Raw genomic sequence first — 20,383 nt, 5'->3', positions numbered from 1 at the left:
CAGATTGGATATCCCGCCTTGCCACTTGCGTGCTCGCCCTGATGCTCACCGCCTGTGCAACCCCCCAGCACATGTACGGATGGGGCGGCTACCAAGACAAGGTCTATGAACACTTCAAAGGCCAGGGCGCAGGTCCTGAACAGCAGATCCTCGGTCTGGAGGAAGACCTCCAACGCATGTCAGGCAAGGGCATGGCGCCCCCGCCTGGCTACTACGGCCACCTGGGTCTGTTGTACCTGACCACGGGCAAGAGCGACCAAGCCGCCCAGGCATGGAACAAAGAAAAAGCCTTGTTTCCGGAGTCCACGCAGTACATGGACTTCCTGCTCAACAACATGAAAAAACAAAAGGGGTGATCCATGCGCCAACACCGAATCATGCTGGGCCTGGCCCTGTCTGCAGTTTTGTTTGCGACGGGGTGCGCCCATCGTCCCCTGCAATCCGTTGACTACACGGCCTTTCGTCAAGCCAAGCCGAGATCGCTGCTCGTGCTGCCACCTGTCAATGAATCGCCCGACGTGAATGCGTCCTTCAGCATGCTGTCTCAGGTGACCTTCCCACTGGCCGAGTCTGGTTACTACGTGATGCCTGTGACCCTTGTGGCCGAGACATTCAAGCAAAACGGCCTCAGCAACCCACCGGAAATGCACGCTGTCGCGCCTGCGAAACTGAAGGAGATCTTTGGCGCTGATGCGGCGCTCTACATCAAGATCAAGCGATATGGCACGACCTATACCGTGCTCAACAGCGCTGCGATCGTCGCCGCAGAGGCCAATCTGATTGACCTTCAGACAGGTTCAACACTGTGGACGGGCTCTGCAAGCGCATCCAATGCGGAGAACAGCAACAACAACTCGGGAGGCTTGGGCGGCCTGCTTGTAGCAGCCATCGTCAAGCAGATCATCAACAGCACAACAGATGCGGCGCACCCCGTTGCTGGCATAACCAGCTCTCGGCTGCTCTCTGCCGGACACGTCAACGGATTGCTGTATGGGCCAAGGTCGCCCAAATACGGACTGGATGGTCAGAACTGAAACAAAAAAGCACCTTGAGAGGTGCTTTTTTTACCAGGATCCTGATCAGAAGCTGTACTGCAGACCAGCGCTGAACAGATGCAGGTTGCCACCGCCGCCGCCAGCGTCTTCGCCACGCGTCAAGTCGTAGGAGAAGGTGGCCTTCAGGTTCTTCTGCAACGCGTACTCAAGGCCCAGGCCGAGGTACAACTGCGATGTCGTTTTGGAGAGGTTGGAGCGCCAATTGAAATGCTCGTCAACCGTCACGCTGGCCAAGCCCAGGCGGGCCACGGCGCCCAGTTCGCGGCTCAAGGGCGCGCGGAACGCGGCGTTCACGACCACGGCGCTGGCCTCCAGGTCAGAGTGGGCCAAACCGAAGTCATCGGTGGCCTTGCCAAAGTCCAGGTAGCCGGCTTCGACCGCGACGCTCGGGTTGAGGACAAAGCCGCCATAGAGCTTCAAGCCCAGGCTGTTGTCTTCACACGAGCTACCCGCATCCTTGCAGTAGTCGGACACCACGGCGTAACCCAGGCCTGCGCCCATATACAGCTGCGCCATCGCACCGGAGGCTGCAGTGGCCATCACACCGGCCAACATCATTTTCTTGAACATGGATTCCTCGATTCAAAACGGCAGCACGGCGGCTGCAAACGCCGGCATTTGACCACCACCTCACGCACCCAACCCCCTTCATTTGCAGGGGTGGAATCCGGACGTGCACATTGACGCAACTTAAAGATGTCTGAAATCAGTCAGCAAGCTACAACAGTAACAAGGGGTGTCGTGTATTTCCCCATGAAGCTGTCACGTCGGCACACATAGAATGCCCCCGACGATCAAAGTCCGTGGAGTAGGGAGGCGGATGATTTGACGACCAATAAGGTCGCACGATTTGTTGCAATTCACCTTGCAACTGTTGCCTGCTTGCGTTCGACAAGCGCACCCCTTGAACCAATCCATTCAACGGCGCATCGCGATGCGCCGGGATATGAGCGTTGTTGATTCAATTGCAAACTAGTTTGGAGTTTTTATGAAGAAGTTGGCTATTGCCGCCATGATGGGTTCGGTCGTTCTGATGACCGGTTGCGCTTCGATCCTGAACGAGAAGACCCAGCAGATCAATGTGTCGTCGTCCAATGGCAAGCCCATCCAGGGCTCCGTTGACGGCACCCCCTTCACGGGTCCTGGCGTGGTGAGCGTTCAGCGCGCCAAGGCCGCCAAGGTCGTGACCGTTGAGACCCCTGGTTGCGCCAAGCAAACCGTGGTGGACAACTCGGTTGATCCGAAGTTCTTCATCAACATCCTGAGCGGCGGCGCTTTCGGTTCGACCACCGACTACGCCACCGAAAAAATGTGGAAGTACTCTGACAACGTGGTGATCTCCTGCGGTCAGTAATGCTTCACAAGCAAATTGAAAGCGGCTTCACGGCCGCTTTTTTTTGTCTGATGCTTTGCTGCGCCCTGGTGGCCGGCATGGCCTGGCCAGGCTCGGCCACCGCTGCGACAAACGCCACGTTCGACATCACCTCGCTGCAGGCTCAGGCCCTGCGGCATAGGCTCGATCAATCCAGCAAATGGTCGGCCTTGCTGCATGTCAGCGAGGGTGTGCCTCGCATCAAGGACAAGCAGTTTATCCTGTCGCTGGACCACTTCTCGCCACGCGAGGAGTTGCTGCAGACCGTCGCCTATCTGTATGGCCCGCAATCGGCCGAAGCTGTCTGCCGCTTCCCCGCTCGTCATGCCTGGTTGCAAGCCGAAGCAGGCCTGCCCGCCCTGTCGATCGACCACTGTACCGAGCTCCAGGAGTTGATGGCACGCGCCCCAGCTGACACGCTCTCACTGGTCTTTGCGTCAGAAAACCTGAGCCAGCCCTCCAGCATGATGGGCCACCTCTTCCTCAAAACCAGCGGCAAGACCGCCGATGGCCGCAAGGTAGAGCACGCCATCTCCTTTTTCACGGATGCCGGCACCGCCAACCTGCCCAAGTTGTTCTACGACAGCATGGTCACGGGCAAGAAGGGCTACTTCGCCCTGACGCCTTATCAGGACGACATCAGCACCTATGTCGTCGAAGAACAAAGGACCTTGTGGGAATACACCCTGCGCCTGAGCCCGCAGGACCGCACGCTGCTGCGCTATCACCTGCAAGAGCTGCGTCACGCCGACATCACCTACTTCTTCCAGAGCTACAACTGCGCCACCCTGGTCAAACACGTGCTGGCCGTGGCCGCGCCCGACATGCTCGATGAAGCCGATTGGTGGACCACACCGAAGTTCGTCGTCAGGAAGGCGCAGGAGGTGAACCTGATTGCCGACCTGTCGGTGAAGACGCCCTCAAGATGGGTCGTGCGCAGCTTGCAAGAGCCCTTGCCAGACACGTTGCGCTCGGCCGTGCAATCAGCCGTACAGAAGCGCCAGATCGAGGCGCTCGCGACCTTGACCGAGCCCGGCTCGACACAAGGCTACATGGCCATGGAGCTGGCCCGCAGCTACAACACCTATCTGTACGAACAGCACGAGATCACGCTCGACAGCTGGCAAAGCTTTGACCGGCAGGTCAAGGACATCGAACAGGTGCGTTACCCGGGCCTGGAGTTGCAGGCCGATCAGAGCAAGAACCCGGCGCAAGCCCCGCGTGACAAACAGGTCAGCTCGGGCTGGCAGCACCGCGCAGGCCGGGATCTGTTGAAGCTGGGCCTGCTGCCCGTCTCTCACACCCTGGCCGACGACAACACCCAGTACAACAGCGAAAACGAGTTGCGCCTGTTCGACGCAGCCTTGTTGATCGACAGCCGCAGCGGGCGCGTCTCACTGGACCACCTGGCGATCTACGCGACGCAATCGATGCTGCCGCGCGATCCGCTCACGGGCGGGCTGTCAGGCCGCTTGAAGATCGGCTTCGAGTTGCAGCCAGACACCGCCTTGCAAGAGCGGACGGCCTTCCTGATGGAAGGGGCGCTGGGCGCCACCTGGCGGCCCAGCAGCGACATTGATGCCTTCGTGCTCTTGGGCGGCGGCTGGGGCTACCGCCACCGCGGCTATGTGTATGCCAAACCCACGGCCGGTGTGCTGATCAGGGAGGTCTACAACATGAAGTCCATCATCACGATCAGCCAGACCTCGCGGCCGCTGGGTGAATCTGGTCAGGCGCTTGAGTGGAGCCTGACGCAATCCAAATACCTGGACGCGCAAAACACGCTCATGCTGGAAGCCCAAAGGACACGGCGACTGGGGCAATCTGCCAACAAGCTCACCGTGTCGCTCAAGCACCTCTTCTGAGCGTGCTGCGCCATGCGCAAGCGCTGGTGGCTTAGAAGCCGTACTGCGCGCCAATGCTCAGCAGGTGCGCCGAACCAGTCTGGCGGCCGGTGTCGTAGTTGGTGAAGTCGGCACCGCCCACGAGCTTGAACTGCTTGTTGAGCGAATACTCCAGGCCCAGGCCACCGTACAGCTTCAGGTTGGAAGACGAGCTGGCAAACAGGCCGGCCGACTTGGCGTCCACATAGGCCACGCCCAGGCGCGCAACACCGCTGAGGGCCGGCGTGAACTTGGGGTGGATGGCCACACCGAAAGTCAGCGCGGACACATCGATGGACTGGACCGTGACGAAGGGCGCGGTGACACGGGCCGTGCCGAAGTCGATGTAGGCCACTTCCAGCGCCAGGCCAGGCAGCGCGGCCTGGTGCGACAGGTCGAAGCCGCCGTACAGCTTGAAGCCGGTATCGCCATCGTCACACTGCGTGCCGAAGCTGCAGTCGATGTCGATGTGGCTGCCGCCGATGGTGGCACCAATGTAGTTTTCAGCGAAGGCCGAGGCCGACAGAGCCAGCGCGAGCGCGCCCAGAACGATTTGCTTCATGATGTTGTTTGACCCGATCAACGAGCTGCGGAAAATGAAGCGCGAATCTTGCCTGGGGCATGGGGGCTGAGGCCCCCCTGAAGCAGGGATGCTTCGCCCACCAATCAGGTAAGGACTGTGGGTGATTGTTTCCAAAGGATCAAAACGCGATCAACAAGCACACAGCTACACCAGCCGGGCATACCCGCTCACCCCTCTTCCTGGGGTTGGTGTCTGGATTTCATATCGCGCCTAGAATGGTTTTTGGAAGGCATGGGGCCGTCCAATCACAAAGTGTTACAAGCTAGGAGTTAACTATGAAGAAGATCGTCGTCGCCGCTTTGGTGACTTTGGCAGCCGCATCGTCCATGGCCGCCCAGAACAACGTCGGCAGCTGCGGCTGGGGTTCGAAGGTGTTTGAAGGCAAGTCGGGCATCGCGCCCCAAGTGCTGGCCGCCACCACCAACGGCACCTCGGGCAACCAGACCTTCGGCATCACCTTCGGTACCTCGGGCTGTACGCAAGACGGCGTGGTCTCCTCCAGCTGGAAGACCGCCATGTACATCGACGGCAACCGCGTGGCCCTGGCCCGTGACGCCGCTGCAGGCCAAGGCGAAAGCCTGGACGTGCTGGCCGAGCTGATGGGTGTGAAGGCCGCTGACCGCGCCCTGTTCGCCACCACCATCAAGAGCAATTTCGCCACCGTGTTCGCCAACGACAAGGTTGCCGCCAACCTGAAGTCGGTCCTGGCTGCCAACGAGCAACTGGCTGGCTACGCCGCCGTCATCTGATGCATCGGGGCTCCGGCATGGAGCCCTGCTTCGTCAAAGGCCGCCATCGCGTGGCCGTTTCATGCCCAGCCACGCGCTGGGCATGTCTCATTCAGGTCAGCCCCAGGTAGGACAACACGGTGCGTATTCGATTCTGGTTGATGTGCGTGGTCGCGCTGGCGAGCACCTTGGGCGGCAGCCTGGCCCACGCGGCTGCGGATGCCGATGCGGCGACAAGGCCCACTTATCTGCAAAGCCTGCAACAGGCGGCCCACCAGCAGGGCCTGGCACGAAGCGCCATGTGGCGCACCTTGTTGCACTACAGCGTGCAACCGCTCACCCGCGTGGACCGCAGCCTGGCCGACGACCCGGACTTCTTTCTGGCCGCCGATGGCGCGCACAACCCCGAACACGAGCTGGACGCCACGCTGGCGGCCTTCTTCGACCCCAGCGCACACCATGCCCTGGATCAGCCAGCCGCCTGCCGCTTCATCGCGCGCTACCAGTGGCTCAATGCGCAGTTGCACTTCGACGCGGCCCAATTGCCCACACCCGATTGCCCGCGCTACAGGCAATGGCGGCAGGGCATCAAGGCCGACCGGGCCACGTTGATCTTCCCCTCGGCCTACATCAACAGCCCGGCCTCCATGTATGGCCACACCTTCATCCGGCTGGACGCCCAACCTGAGCCAGGGCAAGTAGCGTCACCCATGCTGTCGTATGCCGTGAGCTACGCCGCCAACGGCAATGAAAACGACGGGATCGCCTTTGCCTTCAAAGGCCTGACGGGCCTGTACGACGGCCAGTTCACCAACGAGCCCTACTACCTGCGTATCCGCGACTACAACGACCTGGAAAACCGCGACATCTGGGAATACGAGCTGAACCTGACGCCCGCCGAGATCGAGCGGCTGCTGGCGCACGCCTGGGAGCTAGGCCCCACGCGCTTTGACTACTACTTCTTCGACGAGAACTGCTCGTACCACCTGCTGTCGCTGCTGGATGCGGCCCGGCCCGAGTTGCAGCTGACCAAACAGTTCACCTGGTGGGCCATTCCGCTGGACACGGTGCGGGCCGTGACGCAGACGCCGGGCCTGCTCACGCGCATCCAGTACCGCCCCTCCAACAGCACGGAGTTGCGCTACCGCGCCAACATGCTGGGACCGCAGCGCGCCCGGCTGGCGCAGCAACTCAGTGAGGAAACGCTGCCACCGCAGGCGCTGGCTCAGCATGAAGCTTCTCCCGAACAACGCGCGCTGATCCTGGAGACAGCCGAGCGCCTGGTCTCGTATGAAGCCACCCGCAAGGACAGCACCGAGGCCGCCACGCAAAAGCAGCGCATGACCCTGCTCGCTGCCCGCGCCAGCCTGCCTGCCGGTACGCCGGTGACGGTGCCCACCCCGATCAAGGACCCCACGCAAGGCCATGACACGGCGCGCGTGGACGTGATGGTGGGGCAGCGCCAAGGCCAGGGCCTGGTGATGCTGCAAGCCCGCCCGGCTTATCACGACCTGATGGACCCGGAAGACGGCTACCAGCGCGGCGCAGCCATCCAGTTCTTCAATGTGGCCTTCACCAAGGCGGCCAACGGGCACCTGCAACTGGAGTCGCTCACGCCGGTGGACATCAGCTCGATCAGTGCGCGTGAACCCATCATGGCCAGCAAGTCCTGGCGCGTGCACATCGGGTTGGAGCGCAGCCTGGCAACCCGCGCCGATGGCACCCGCCCGCTGGGCATCAACCTGCGCGGCGGCCCCGGCATGGCCACCGAGTTCACGCCTGATCAGCATTGGCTGGGTTATGCCTTCATGGACAACCAGGCGCGCTGGGACCGCAACCTGCCAAGCCGCCCCTGGGCCGTGGGCAGCGGTATCGCCCTGGGCTTGCTGGGAGACCTCACGGCGCAATGGCGCGTGCAGACGGAAGTCTTTGCCCGCGCCTATCTGGGCAAACAGCCCTTTGAGACTGGCCTGCTGGTGCGCACGCGCTACAGCCTCGACAAGCAATGGAACCTGCACGCCCAGTGCGAGACCACCAAGCGGCGCGAGGTGCGCGTCAACCAGTCCTGCCTGCTGGGTGTGCAGCGCTACCTGTGAGTTGTCGTGAGCTGTCGCGAGATACGCCCCCTCTTGTGGCAGGATCGCGCGTCAACCGTCACCTTTGAGCCAGCGCCGCCATGTCGTACCCCAGCACGCCCGCCCATACAGCCACCAACACGGCTTACCCGCACCTGCTGTCGCCCCTCGATCTGGGCTTCACCACGCTCAAGAACCGCGTGCTCATGGGCTCGATGCACACCGGGCTGGAGGACGGGCGAGACCTGAGCAAGCTGGCCGCTTACTTTCGGGAGCGGGCTGAAGGTGATGTGGGCCTGATCGTGACCGGCGGCTTTGCGCCCAATATCGCGGGCTGGGCCAAGCCCTTTGCCGGCACGCTGGCCACCTCGGGTGCCGCACGCCGCCATCAGGTGGTGACGCGCTCGGTGCATGAAGCCGGCGGCAAGATCGCCTTGCAGATCCTGCACACAGGGCGTTATGCCTATCACCCGCTGGCGGTGGCGCCTTCGCGCATCCAGTCGCCCATCTCGATGTTCAAGCCCTTTGCGCTGTCGGCACGGGGCGTGGAGCGGCAGATCCGGGCCTTCGTCAACTGCGCGGTCAAAGCGCGTGAAGCAGGTTATGACGGCGTGGAGATCATGGGCTCGGAGGGCTACTTCATCAACCAGTTCCTGGCCCGCCACACCAACAAGCGCACCGACCAATGGGGCGGCGATTACAGCCACCGCATGCGCCTGCCCATCGAGATCGTCGAGCGCACGCGCGAGGCCGTGGGCCGCGACTTCATCATCATCTACCGCCTCTCGATGATCGACCTGGTGCCCGATGGCTCCACGTGGGACGAGGTGGTCGCGCTGGGCAAGGCCATTGCACAAGGCGGCGCCAGCATCATCAACACTGGCATCGGCTGGCATGAAGCGCGTGTGCCCACGATCGCCACCAGCGTGCCGCGCCGCGCCTTCACCTGGGTCACGCAGAAGATGAAGGCCGAGCTGGCAGCAGCAGGCATCGACATCCCGCTGGTCACCTCCAACCGCATCAACACGCCCGAGGTGGCCGAGGCCGTGCTGGCCGATGGCTGCGCCGACATGATCTCGATGGCGCGCCCGCTGCTGGCCGACCCCTACTTCGTGAAGAAGGCCGCTCAAGGCCGTGCCGACGAGATCAACACCTGCATCGCCTGCAACCAGGCCTGCCTGGACCACATCTTCCGCAACAAGCTGACGTCCTGCCTGGTCAACCCGCGCGCCTGCCACGAGACCGAGCTGGTGTTCAAGCCCACCAGCGCCGGGCGCAAGGTGGCCGTGGTGGGTGCGGGCCCCGCAGGCCTGACCGCCGCCACCTTGCTGGCCGAGCGCGGCTTTGCGGTCGACCTCTTCGATGCGGCCGACGACATCGGTGGCCAGCTCAACATGGCCCGCCAGGTGCCCGGCAAGGAAGAGTTCAACGAGATGCTGCGTTACTTCCGCAAGCGCGTTGAGCTCACGGGCGTCAAGCTGCATCTGCAGACCAGGGTAGATGCGGCGCAGTTGCAAGGCCATGACGAGGTGATCGTGGCCACGGGCGTGAACCCGCGTGACCCGAAGATCCCCGGCCAGGACCACCCCAAGGTGCTGAGCTACATCGATGTGCTGCGCCACCACAAGCCCGTGGGCAAGAAGGTGGCCGTGATCGGCGCGGGCGGCATCGGCTTTGATGTGGCCGAGTACCTGGTGCACGATGGACACTCGACCACACTGGACCTGGCCGCCTGGCAGGCCGAGTGGGGCGTGACCGACCCCGCCCTGTCGCCCGGTGGGCTCAGCACCGGCCAGCCTCAGGTGACACCACCTGCACGCGAGGTCGTGCTGCTGCAGCGCAAGAAGGGCAAGCTGGGCGCCGGCCTGGGCAAGACCACGGGCTGGATCCACCGCACCACGCTGAAGATGAAAAACGTCGAGATGGTGGGCGGCGTGAACTACGAGCGCATCGGCGATGAGGGCCTGTTGATCAGCTACGGCGAGGAGCGCAAGGACCCGACCTGGATCGCCTGCGACAACGTGGTGCTGTGTGCTGGCCAGGTGCCTTTGCGCGCCCTGGCCGATGAGCTGCAGGCCACGGGCCGCCCGGTCCACGTGATCGGCGGGGCCTTTGAGGCCGGCGAGCTGGATGCCAAGAAGGCCATCGATCAAGCGGCCCGGCTGGCCGCGCGCTTGTGATACCCGCGCCAGCTCACCGCCGGTCGTCCAGTACCACCTGCTCGTCCATCCGGGGCAGCCACAAGGTGAAGGTGCTGCCCAGCCCCTGTTCGCTGTGCAGCGCCACGTGGCCGCCCATCAGTTCCATGATCTCCTTGACGATGGCCACGCCCAGGCCGGTGCCGGGGATGCTGCCGGATTTGTCTGCACGGTAGAAGCGCTCCCCCACCCGCGCGAGTTGATCTGGCGCCAGGCCGATGCCCTGGTCCTGGATCTCGATCCCGACATGCGGCCGGCCTTGCCGGTCTTGCGTCAGGATGCGCACACGGACATCACCACCCTGCGGTGAATACTTGTAGGCATTGGACAGCACGTTGAGCGCGGCCCGCTGCATCTTCTGTCGGTCCACCCAGACCAGAATGGCTTGATCAGGCCAGGCGATCAAGGGGGCCGTGCGATCAGGCGGCAGCTTGAAATCACGGATGACCTCGTCCAGCAGCGCCGTCAGGTTGCAGGCATTGAAGCTGAAGTCCTTACCCTGTCGGGCCTCGATGCGCGCCAGATCCAGCAGCTCATCGATGATGGCCTTCATGGCTTCGCTTTGACGGTAGATGCGGCCCAGCAGGTCCTTTTGCTTGTCTGGAGCAAGGTCCCGCGTGAGCAGCAACTCCGTGAAGCCATAGATGCTGGCCATCGGTGTGCGCAACTCGTGGGCAGCCACGGACAAGAAGGCGCTCTTCATCTGGTCCACTTCGGTCTCGATGGTCACGTCGCGCACGTGCAGCACCTGCGAAACAGCCCCACCCTCGCTGAGGATCAGGCGCATCTCCAGCATCCGTCTGGCAGGCGGCTTCATCTCGACCACCACGCGAGTGGCCTCCGCAACATCGCCCGCCACACCTTCGGCGGGCGTCGCCTGTTTGAGTGCGTCGAGGCCCTGGATGGCCTGTCCCCTTGCGGCGCATTCGAACAGGCGCGTGCTGAAGCTGTCTTCGCTGAGCCCCAGCAGGGCCTGGGATGACAAGCCCGTGAGCCGGGTCCAGGCCGGGCTGATGTAGCTGACGCGCCCCGCCATGTCGAACGAGACAAACGCGTCGGGTGACAAGGAAAAGATCGCCGACATCTGCTGGCTGTGTGCCCGCAACTGGGCCTGCGCCGCCTGCAAGTCGGCCGTCATGGCCTGCGCCATCTGCCGGGCCCGCGCGCGCCCCGTGTTCATGAGCCAGACCGACACCGCGGCCATGGCGCTGAGCAACACGCCCAACAACACCAGCCACACGGCCATGACGTAGCCGTTGTCCACATCGAATGCAGGGGTGGAGCGGATGCGCAGGGCCAGCGTTCGCCCACCCACCGTGATCGCATGGTTCGAGGCGAACTGAGGCTGAGCGCTCGCCTGCTCACCCGGGTTGCTGGCGTCGGACTGAGCCAGCAGAACAGGCGTTTGCCCTCCGCTGACGTCATACAAGGCGTACTGTGCCTGGGTGGTCAAGGACAGGTCCAGGCCATCGAGCAGATCGTCAGCCAGGATGGGCGCGGACACGAGCGCGTCCAGTGCCGCGCGGCGCTGCGCCACGGTCTCCAGAGGCAGGCCCGGTTTGTAGAGGGGCAGTACGTACAGAAAAGCCGCCTGTGGCCGCCCCAGTTGCACCAGGTGGACCTGCGCGCTCAAGGCGGCCTCACCGGTGTCGATCGCCCGCTGCAAGGCCTCCTTGCGGGCAGGCTCAGAGCCCACGTCAAAACCCATGGCCAGGTGATTGGGTGCCAGCGGCTCGATCGCATCCACCACGTACAGCATGGGGGACTGCCCCGACGTGCGGACCTCGAAGGCCGGCACGCCCTGGGCCCGCATCCGCGCCTCGTACGCGGGCTGCTCCGAGCGCGGCACCGGCCTGACCAGGCTCAGCGCAACCAGTCCCGGGAACTCCCGGCGCAGGTTGCGTGTGGCGACCCAGGTGCGCAACTCCTGATGGCTCAAGACATGCCCGGCCAGCACCGAGGCACTGCGGATATCGTGCAGCACGTCGGCGGCACGGTCAAAACGGGCCTGCACCGTGTCCCGCAAGCTGTCAGCCACCTGTTCGAAGCGTGCACGGGCCGCGTGCTGCGCCTGCCCGTACAGCCCCCAGGCCAGCCACACGCTCAAACCGGTGCCCAGCACAAACACCAGCAGCGGCAAGTGCCGGACGTAGGCAGCCGAAGACGCGTCGGCGGCCACGGACGGGCCCGATACGCGGCGTGCCATGCGGTGCGCCCGCCAGGTCACCAGGGGCGCGGCCATCACTGACAACACCAGCGCGTCCAGAAAAGCGTCCTGCCAGGCGCTCAAACCCGGAGCAAGCGAGGGCAGCAACAACATCACGACGACTTCGCACACCGCCACGATCACCAGCAACTCGGCCACCAACCTGGCCGAGCCCAGTACATTGCGCCATGCCCGCTGAACCATGCGCCCGGCCCTCCAGTCAGGCCAAAACCCACGCCACACGCAGGGCGGGCACGGGCGGGCACATCAGCGGGAAATGGCTGAGTCGTCTCATGTCAGGTCGAAACAGTTTCACTTTGTGCGTCATCTTCGGCTTTTCAGGACACAGCTTAAGGACAATACTCCTCACTTCAGGATTGGAGAGAGACCAGATGAAGCGCGTGTTGATCGTTGAAGACCAGGCGGACATCCGCGAGCTGATCCGGATGACCCTGGAAATCGAAGATTTCGACATCCACGAAGCCGAAAACGGCGACCTCGGCCTGCAGATGGCACGCCAGCTCAAACCCGATCTGGTCCTGCTTGACGTGATGATGCCCGGCTCGCTGGATGGTTTTGCCGTGTGCAGCCACATCAAGGGTGACCCGGCGCTCAAGCGCATGAAGGTCGTCATCCTCAGTGCCAAGGGGCAGGATCACGACAAGCAGCAAGGCAAGCAGTCAGGCGCCGATGGCTACCTGACCAAACCGTTCAGCCCCCGCCAGTTGCTGGACGTGGTCACGCGCCAGCTGGGCTGACAAGCCGTTCACCTCAGGACATCTTGGCGATCCACGCCAGCGGCGCGTTGCGCATGTACCAGCCCACCAGCGTCCAGGGCCAGCTGGGCACGCAGGCCTTGGCCGGCTCGCGCTCGATGGCCGCCACCAGGGCGCGGCAACCCGAGGCCGTGTCCACCATCAACGGCGTCTTGGCCGACTTGCTGCTCAACTCGGTCTCGATGTAGCCCGGGTAGATGGTGGTGACCTTGATCGGCGTGCGCAGCAGGTCCGCACGGATGCCTTCGGTCAACGCTGCCAGCCCGGCCTTGGTGGCCGCATAGGTCGTGAGGTTGCGTGGCAGGCCGCGCATCGCGCTCATCGACGAAATGCTCACCAGGTGCCCGCTGTTTTGCGCACGGAAGATCTCGACCGCCGCTTCGCACTGCGCCAGCGCCGCGATGAAGTTGGTTTGCGCGGTCTGCAAGTTGGCATCGAAGCGACCCTTGCCAATGGGCTGGCCCTTGCCCAGGCCCGCATTGACGATGACCCGGTCGATCTGCCCGAACTCCTGCTTGAAGGCGCGGAACACCTCGAAGACCTGCTCGTGCTGGTTCACATCCAGCGGGCGCACCAGCACCTTCACGCCGGGGTGTTTCGCTTCCAGCTCGGCCTTGAGCTCGACCAGCCTGTCCACCCGGCGCGCGCACAGCGCCAGGTTGCGGCCCATGGCGGCGAACTCGCGCGCCATGCCTTCGCCCAAGCCTGAGCTGGCACCGGTGATGAGGATGTTCTGTCTGCGTTGGGCCATGGTCTTGTGTCGGGGTGGTGATCAGGTATCAGGTGCGCGCCTGGCGCTTCAGCGCTGGGCCAGGAAGGACTTGACCGCACCGATGGTGGCGGTGGGGTCTTCTTCCTGCGGGACGTGGCCCAGCTTGTCGAACACCACCAGGCGGCTGCCTGCGATGTCTTGCTGGAAGCGGTCCGCGTTGTCAGGGGTGATGAGGTGGTCCTGCCCGCCCCAGATGATCAGCGTGGGTTGCTTGATCTGCTTGATCTGGTCGGCATAGGCGCCCAGCGGGCTCTGGCTGAAACGCGCCGTCAGGGACTCGCGGTTGCCCTCGCGCAGCGTCAGCTCGTAGTAACGGTCGATCAGCTCGGGCGTCACCTTGGACGGGTCGCCATACACGCTGCGCACGCTGGACTCGATCATGCCGCGTGGCAGCAAGCGGGTCATGAGCGGCTTGAGTGCGGGGATGCGCGCAATCTTGAAGCCAATGGGCATGCCCTCGGTCTTGAAGGGGTAGCCGCCGGCGTCCACCAGCACCAGTTTGCTCACGCGATCAGGGTGGCCGACCGCCGTCATCCAGGCGATCTCGCCGCCCAGCGAGTTGCCCGCCAGCACCACCTGCTTGAGCTGCAGGTGATCGAGCACGCCGACCACGAAGTCTGCATAGCGCGGCAGGTGGTAGTCGCCATCCGGTGTGGGGCCGGTCAGGCCAAAGCCCGGCAAGTCCACGGTGATGACGCGGTGCTGCCCCTTGAGCGCCGCTACCCAGCCCTCCCAGGTGTGCAAGCTGGCCGAGGTGCCATGCAGCAGCACGATGGGTTGCGGGTCGTCACGCGGGCCTTCATCGCGCAGGTGCACCTGCATGCCCTGCAGCGCCACGAACTGCGATGGTGCCGGGGCCCAGCGGGCCTTGAGCGTTTCCACCGGGCGGTCCGGCGCCCAGGCCGACACGACACCGACACCCGCCAGCGCCACCACCAATGCGAGCACACCACCTGCGATCTTGAGGGCTTTCATCCTTGCTGTCCTTGTTGATGCGGGCCGGCGTTCCGCGTGCCGACCCAAGCCCCGAAGTATGCGTCAGCGGTAGGTGAGCAGTGGCGGCTGAGCGCCCTCGACGTGCGCGTGTTCGTTCACCGAGATCAGGTGCAGGCCATCGCGCCCGGCCTGGATCTTGGTGATGCCCACATTGGCCAGCGTCCAGTTGATGGTGAAGGCCTGCGCGTCGTTCAGCCCCAGCAGGTGCGCACAGATCACGCTGATCGTGCCGCCCGAGGTGAACACCAGCGTGTTGCCCTTGGGCGGCGTGGCCTTGACCAGGTCTTCGAGTGCCGAGACCACGCGCAGCTTGAACACGGACCAGGGCTCGTTGTACTCGTCATCGTGGTTGCCACCCACCCAGCGCGCCACCGCGTCCTGGAAGAACTTCTGGAAGCTGCGGCGCGGGTCACCCGAGGCGGCCATGTCGCTCATCATCACCAGCTTGTCGACATAGCGTGGCTCGGCCACCTCGATCACGTTTTCGTGGTCGAACTCGTTGACACCCGCATGGTGTTGCAAAGGCAGCTCAATGCCCAGCTCGCCCACCGCCCCGGCTGCCGTCTCCTGATGGCGCTGCATCGTGCCGCTGATCAGCACATCGGGCTTGACGCCGCGTGCCTTCAGGGCCGAGCCCAGCACCTTGGCCTGCTGGTGGCCCACCGGCGAGAGCTGGTCGTAGTTGTTCGAGCCAAACGAGGCCTGGCCGTGTCGCAGAAGGTAGATGGCACCCATGGTGTGTGTCTTTCGTGATCGTTCAGGTACGTGCCCGATGGCGTGGCATCAACGCCTGGCCTGCTTGATCAGGCCCTTGCAGCGCCAGTCCAGGTAATTGACGAGGATCCAGAAGTTCTTGAAGGCCGGGTTGCGCGTCTGCTTGTGGTGGTAGCGGTAGTAGATCTGCTGCGCGATCACGGCCAGGCGGAACAGGCCATAGACCTCATAGAAGGCCCATGCACCGGCCCTGTCCACCTTGTAGCCGGACTTGTCGAGGTAGTAGTCCACCACTTCTTCGCGGCGCAACATGCCCGGCAGGTGCGTGGGCTGGCGCCGCGTGGCCATCATCAGTTTGTTGTCGTCTGCCTGGATCCAGTAGGCCAGGGCATTGCCCAGGTCCATCAACGGGTCGCCCAGCGTGGCCATCTCCCAGTCCAGCACACCGATCACCTTGGTCGGGTCGTTCTCGGCCAGGATCACGTTGTCGAAGCGCCAGTCGTTGTGGATGACGACGTTGGCCACGTCCTGCGGTGTGCGCTCTTTCAGCCAGGCCATCACGTACTGGTAGGAGGGCACGTTCCAAGTCTTGGCCTTGGTGTAGCGTGCGCTCCAGCCTTCGATCTGGCGCTGGCAGTAGCCATGGCCCTTGCCCAGGCTGTCCAGGCCGGTGGCCTTGACATCGACCTGGTGCAACTCGACCAGCTTGTCCAACACGTTGGTGCAGAGCTGGCGTGTGGTTGTCGCATCCAGGCTCAGCCCACGCGGCATGTTCTTGCGCGGGATGATGCCGGCAATGCGCTCCATCACGTAGAACTCGCTGCCCGTGACGGCTTCGTCCTCGCACAGGCCGATCATGGTGGGCACCACCGGGTACACCGGCTTGAGCGCCTTTTGCACGCGGTACTCCCGGCCCATGTCGTGGGCGCCCTTGGCCTTGGTGCCAGCGGGCGGGCGGCGCAGGATGAAGTCCCCATTGGGGTACTTCAGGCGATAGGTCCAGTTGGACGCCCCGCCCGAGAACTGCGTGATCTCCGGCAGCCCATGCAGCGTGGGCACATGGCCTTTCAGCCACGCGTCCACACCCGCCACATTGAGCTCTTCACCAGCACGGACGCGCCCGCCCTGGTCCTCGATGCCTTTGTTGTTCGTGTTGTCGCTCAATGTCGGGCTCGCTTACTTCATCACGCCGTATTTCATGAGCTCCAGGCGGGCGATCATGCCCTTGTGGACCTCATCGGGGCCGTCTGCCAGACGCAGGCTGCGCGCCTGGTTGAAGAAGGCGCTCAAAGGCACGTCGTGCGACACGCCCATGCCGCCGTGCATCTGGATGGCGAAATCCACCACGTTCTGCAGCATGCTCGGGGCCACCACCTTGATGGCCGACACATCGGTCAGCGCGCCCATCACGCCCACGGTGTCGATCTTCCACGCGGCTTGCAGCGTCAGCAGGCGAGCCTGGTCGATGGCCACGCGGGCTTCGGCAATGCGTTCGCGGTTGCCACCCAGGTTGATCAGCTGCTTCCTGAAAGCCGTGCGCTCGATGCCGCGCTTGATCGCCAGTTCCAGCGACTTCTCAGCCGCACCGATGCAGCGCATGCAGTGGTGGATGCGGCCGGGGCCCAGGCGCCCTTGTGCGATCTCGAAGCCCTTGCCCGGCCCGGCAATGAAGTTGCTCACCGGCACGCGCACATTGTTGAAGTGCACCTCGCCGTGGCCGTGCGGCTCGTCGTACTCGCCGAACACGGGCAGCATGCGCTTGATCTCGACGCCCGGGGTGTCCATGGGCACCAGCACCATCGAGTGCTGGTTGTGGCGCCCCAGATCGGGGTTGGGCGTGAGCGCCATGAAGATGCCGATCTTGCAACGCGGGTCACCCACGCCAGACGACCACCACTTCTTGCCATTCAGCACAATCTCGTCACCTTCGATCACGGCCGTGGCGGCCATGTTGGTCGCGTCCGACGAGGCCACATCCGGCTCGGTCATGAAAAACACCGAGCGCATCTCACCGGCCAGCAGCGGCGTCAACCATTGCTGCTTCTGCTCGTCGCTGCCGTACTTCCAGATCACCTCCATGTTGCCGGTGTCCGGGGCATTGCAGTTGAAGATCTCGGGCGCCATCATCGAGCGGCCGGTTTCTTCGGCGCTGAAGGCGTACTCCAGCACGCTCAGGCCGGCACCCAGTTCAGGGTCGGGCAGGAAGAGGTTCCACAGGCCCTCGGCCTTGGCCTTGGCTTTCAGCGCTTCCACACGGGGTGGGATCTTCCACTGCGTCCAGTCACCACCGTGGCGCTGGCCCAGGATGCCTTCCCAGTGTTCCTGCTCGACAGGTTCGATGTGGTCCTTGATGAAAGCGCGCACACGGGCTGCGGTTTTGGCGGCACGTTCACTGGGTTGGAAGTCCATGGTCGTCTCCTGATGGGTGGGTCATTCGGTCAACGTCAGGGATGCTACGCCGCTTCAGGCTGTGCATCAAATGATGAATTTTCATCGCAAGTCATGCACCCGCTGCATATCTGGTGAGCGCATCTTCACCGCACACCACTCACATGAATGAGATTGAAGTGGCCCCTGTACGCCAGCCCCGCCGGCTGTGCTTTACTCGGCTGCATCGCCCTGACCGACTCCGCTCACTCGATCAAGATCTGGTTCGGGGCGGTGCTCATGCGGCTCACACGTTTTTGCCATGAAGACCCACAACGATCAACGATTTGACATGCTGGACGGCATACGCGGCGTCGCAGCATTGCTGGTCATGGTCTACCACGTCAGCCTGGAAAACGGCTTGAACTACCTGCCTGGCGCCTGGGCCGCCGTGGACCTGTTCTTTCTGCTGTCTGGCTTTGTCATCATGCACAGCTACGCGGCCAAAATTAACCGCGGCATGACCCTCGCCCACTTCCTCAAAGTGCGCCTGGTGCGGTTGCTGCCCCTGTACTTCATCGGCTTGACGCTGGGGGTGGCGGCCGCTTTCGCGGGCCTGCTCAACAACGACAGTGACCACTTGTCGGCTGGCGGCATCGTCCAGTCGTCCGTACTGGGCGTCTTCATGATCCCCTATGGCCGCTATACAGCCTGGATGGGCTTGCCCCACGTCGGGGGCGACAACGTGTTCCCCCTCGATCCCCCTGCGTGGTCCTTGTTCTTCGAGTTGCTGATCAATGTGGTCTTTTTTGCCTGGGTCGCCCGGTTCAAGACCATACGCATGCCCGTTGTCCTGGCCGCCTTGGCGATCTTCCTGCTTGCCCGATTTCACTCAGGTTACGTGCATCCCGGGTGGACCTCACACAGCTTCATTTATGGCCTGCCCCGCGTCACGGCCGAGTTCTTTCTGGGCACCCTGATCTACAAGCATCACGCCCGGTTCAGCAAACACCTGGTGCTGCTGTCACTGGCGCTGAGCACGGCCGTATTTGCACTTTTCTTCACCAACAACCCTGCGTTGCTGCTGGTCGACATCCTGCTGCTGACACCCCTGGCCATCACCAGCAACGCCGCCGTCAGACTCGCCGAGTTCGGCAGGAAGGTCTGTGCCACCCTGGGGGAAGTGTCCTATCCTCTCTACATCACGCACGTCCCCATCCTTCAGACAGAGCTGCGTGTTTTCCACATTGGCCGTTTCTCCCCGGCCATCCAGCTGGCCATCGTGTGCATCACGGCCACAGTCAGTGCCCTGATGCTCGCCAGGCTGGACAAGGTCATCCGCCAGCGCCTGATGCGCAAGCTGCTGTCTGCAGAACGCTCGTCCGTCGTCAGGCTGGATGGCGCAGCAGCCCCATAGACGCATACACGCCCTGCTTGAGGCTCTCTCGGAGCCAGGCATGCACGGGGTCCGCCTCGCGGTCAGCGTGCCAGTACATCCAGATCCCCAGCGGCGGCACGGCCACCGGCAACTCGCAAATCAGCAAGGGCAAAGCCCGCGCCAACTCCATCGCGTAGGTGCGCGGCAGGGTCAGCAAGGTGTCGCTGTGCGCCACCACATTGGCCGCCGCGAAATAGTGCTGGCAACGCAGGATCACGTCGCGCTGTCCCTGTCCCAGCGCGGCCCACACCGCCTGCAGCGGATCGGGTTGATCGGGCAGCAAGGTCACCATCACGTGCTGGTGCCTCAGATAAGCGGCCAGGTCCAGCGTGCGCCCCGCCAATGGATGCCCCTGACGCATGATCACGGCCAGGGTCTCATCAGCCAGGTGCACGCCCTGGATGTGCCCGGCCACACGCCGTTGACGATCGATCACGAGGTCAACGTCTCCTTGCGTCAGCACCTGCTCCAGGGCATCGTGCGCCACCCGCACGCTGGCCAGCCTGGCGCGCGGCGCCACCTCACCCAGGCGCGCCATCAAGGGTGGCAGGGTGATGGCCTCCAGCACATCGCGCATGCCCAGGCGCAAGGTCATGTCCAGCGTGGCCGGATCAAAGGTCTCGGCCTGTCCCATCAAGGTCTGCAGCCCGCGCAGATGCGCCTGCACCTCACCGATCACCCGGCGCGTCAACTCCGTGGGCACCATGCGGTTGCCCTGCCGCACGAACAGCGGGTCACCCCACAGGCGCCGCAAGCGGGCCAAGGCATGGCTCACGGCAGGCTGGCTCAGGTGCAGATGGCGCGCCGCCCCCGAGATGCCGCCATGTGCATACACGGCGTCCATCACGCGAAACAGGTTGAGATCGAGTCGGGATACGGGCAAGACCATGCCGTCACCATACACCGGCACCACACGCCCTCAAACACGGGACTTTTTTGGTGCAATCGTGCTCACCCAGCCAGCCAGAGCAGGCGATAATGGAAGCCTTGCCGCCAATGCGGCGACCTTGGAGCGATCACCTTGGACAGTCACCCTCGGTGACCGCCCACTCCAGCCACCTGGACCCGGCCCTGCTGTAAGGGGCACGCAAGCCAGGTGAGGCCCAAGCTGCCAGACGGCAAGGGCCCACAGCGGGAGGGGGCGGCCACACCACTCACCCCTTCCCCTCAACCTGTACGTTCACCCGCAGGCCTTTGCGCCCGGAGCCCACGTGCTGGAG

General features: G+C 63.6%; 18 protein-coding genes. 9 read left to right on the top strand and 9 right to left on the bottom strand.

Translation table 11 applies throughout. From position 1 onward, the window contains the following. Positions 1-29 precede the first annotated feature (29 nt). Both HY019_RS20565 and HY019_RS20560 read left to right on the top strand, forming a co-directional pair. A complete protein-coding gene (locus HY019_RS20565) occupies positions 30-356 on the top strand; it encodes a DUF4810 domain-containing protein (protein ID WP_290695760.1) in 327 nt (108 codons plus the stop codon). Between the two features lie 3 nt (positions 357-359). Continuing rightward, positions 360-1,034 (top strand): DUF799 domain-containing protein, encoded by a 675-nt coding sequence (locus HY019_RS20560; protein ID WP_290695759.1) that lies wholly within the window; start codon positions 360-362, stop codon positions 1,032-1,034. A gap of 45 nt (positions 1,035-1,079) precedes the next feature. On the opposite strand, the gene HY019_RS20555 is transcribed toward HY019_RS20560, so the two are convergent. Beyond that, positions 1,080-1,625 carry an outer membrane beta-barrel protein gene (locus HY019_RS20555; RefSeq protein WP_290695757.1) on the bottom strand — a complete coding sequence of 182 codons (546 nt, stop codon included), beginning with the start codon at positions 1,623-1,625 and terminating at the stop codon, positions 1,080-1,082. 418 nt (positions 1,626-2,043) lie between these two features. On the opposite strand from HY019_RS20555, the gene HY019_RS20550 reads away from it, so the two are divergent. Together HY019_RS20550 and HY019_RS20545 are read left to right on the top strand one after the other, a co-directional pair. Next, positions 2,044-2,409, top strand: a complete 366-nt coding sequence (locus tag HY019_RS20550) for a hypothetical protein (RefSeq protein ID WP_290695755.1) — start codon at positions 2,044-2,046, stop codon at positions 2,407-2,409. Positions 2,410-2,486: 77 nt separating this feature from the next. Beyond that, the gene (locus HY019_RS20545; RefSeq protein ID WP_290695753.1) at positions 2,487-4,292 is read left to right on the top strand and encodes a DUF4105 domain-containing protein; all 1,806 of its coding nucleotides are present in this window, start codon (positions 2,487-2,489) and stop codon (positions 4,290-4,292) included. Positions 4,293-4,323: 31 nt separating this feature from the next. Here HY019_RS20545 and HY019_RS20540 read toward each other — a convergent pair whose 3' ends face one another. Then, positions 4,324-4,872, bottom strand: a complete 549-nt coding sequence (locus tag HY019_RS20540; RefSeq protein ID WP_290695751.1) for an outer membrane beta-barrel protein — start codon at positions 4,870-4,872, stop codon at positions 4,324-4,326. A gap of 296 nt (positions 4,873-5,168) precedes the next feature. Between HY019_RS20540 and HY019_RS20535 the strand changes: the two genes are divergently transcribed. The 3 genes from HY019_RS20535 (at position 5,169) to HY019_RS20525 (ending at position 9,876) form a co-directional block, all read left to right on the top strand. Beyond that, positions 5,169-5,642, top strand: a complete 474-nt coding sequence (locus HY019_RS20535; protein ID WP_290695749.1) for a DUF3015 family protein — start codon at positions 5,169-5,171, stop codon at positions 5,640-5,642. Positions 5,643-5,761: 119 nt separating this feature from the next. Then, entirely contained in the window at positions 5,762-7,717 is a 1,956-nt protein-coding gene (locus tag HY019_RS20530; RefSeq protein WP_290695747.1) for a DUF4105 domain-containing protein, read from the top strand. Between the two features lie 80 nt (positions 7,718-7,797). Further along, a complete protein-coding gene (locus HY019_RS20525; protein WP_290695745.1) occupies positions 7,798-9,876 on the top strand; it encodes an NADPH-dependent 2,4-dienoyl-CoA reductase in 2,079 nt (692 codons plus the stop codon). A gap of 13 nt (positions 9,877-9,889) precedes the next feature. Here the strand turns inward: HY019_RS20525 and HY019_RS20520 are convergent, their stop codons facing one another. After that, positions 9,890-12,304 (bottom strand): CHASE domain-containing protein, encoded by a 2,415-nt coding sequence (locus HY019_RS20520; RefSeq protein WP_290695744.1) that lies wholly within the window; start codon positions 12,302-12,304, stop codon positions 9,890-9,892. Positions 12,305-12,492: 188 nt separating this feature from the next. Between HY019_RS20520 and HY019_RS20515 the strand changes: the two genes are divergently transcribed. Continuing rightward, positions 12,493-12,858 carry a response regulator gene (locus HY019_RS20515; protein WP_290695742.1) on the top strand — a complete coding sequence of 122 codons (366 nt, stop codon included), beginning with the start codon at positions 12,493-12,495 and terminating at the stop codon, positions 12,856-12,858. A 13-nt stretch (positions 12,859-12,871) separates the two neighbouring features. Here HY019_RS20515 and HY019_RS20510 read toward each other — a convergent pair whose 3' ends face one another. The 5 genes from HY019_RS20510 to HY019_RS20490 all read right to left on the bottom strand — a co-directional run bounded on the left by HY019_RS20510 (position 12,872) and on the right by HY019_RS20490 (position 17,767). Beyond that, on the bottom strand, positions 12,872-13,627 hold the full coding sequence (locus HY019_RS20510; protein ID WP_290695740.1) for an SDR family oxidoreductase: 756 nt from the start codon (positions 13,625-13,627) through the stop codon (positions 12,872-12,874). Positions 13,628-13,675: 48 nt separating this feature from the next. Continuing rightward, positions 13,676-14,623: an alpha/beta hydrolase gene (locus HY019_RS20505; protein ID WP_290695738.1), complete on the bottom strand. Its 948-nt coding sequence runs from the start codon at positions 14,621-14,623 to the stop codon at positions 13,676-13,678. A gap of 63 nt (positions 14,624-14,686) precedes the next feature. Beyond that, a complete protein-coding gene (locus HY019_RS20500) occupies positions 14,687-15,379 on the bottom strand; it encodes a histidine phosphatase family protein (protein ID WP_290695736.1) in 693 nt (230 codons plus the stop codon). A gap of 48 nt (positions 15,380-15,427) precedes the next feature. Next, a complete protein-coding gene (locus HY019_RS20495; RefSeq protein ID WP_290695735.1) occupies positions 15,428-16,522 on the bottom strand; it encodes a phosphotransferase family protein in 1,095 nt (364 codons plus the stop codon). A 12-nt stretch (positions 16,523-16,534) separates the two neighbouring features. Beyond that, entirely contained in the window at positions 16,535-17,767 is a 1,233-nt protein-coding gene (locus tag HY019_RS20490) for an acyl-CoA dehydrogenase family protein (RefSeq protein WP_290695734.1), read from the bottom strand. 280 nt (positions 17,768-18,047) lie between these two features. On the opposite strand from HY019_RS20490, the gene HY019_RS20485 reads away from it, so the two are divergent. After that, positions 18,048-19,142, top strand: a complete 1,095-nt coding sequence (locus HY019_RS20485; RefSeq protein WP_290695733.1) for an acyltransferase — start codon at positions 18,048-18,050, stop codon at positions 19,140-19,142. Here the strand turns inward: HY019_RS20485 and HY019_RS20480 are convergent. Next, positions 19,114-20,052 carry a LysR family transcriptional regulator gene (locus HY019_RS20480; RefSeq protein ID WP_290695732.1) on the bottom strand — a complete coding sequence of 313 codons (939 nt, stop codon included), beginning with the start codon at positions 20,050-20,052 and terminating at the stop codon, positions 19,114-19,116. The genes HY019_RS20485 and HY019_RS20480 overlap by 29 nt on opposite strands. Positions 20,053-20,383: the final 331 nt, after the last annotated feature.

This window comes from Aquabacterium sp. (genome assembly GCF_016195855.1).
GTDB lineage: Bacteria > Pseudomonadota > Gammaproteobacteria > Burkholderiales > Burkholderiaceae_C > Aquabacterium.
The sequence above is the reverse complement of the archived record's forward strand: the minus strand, read 5'-3'. Positions and strand labels throughout refer to the sequence as shown.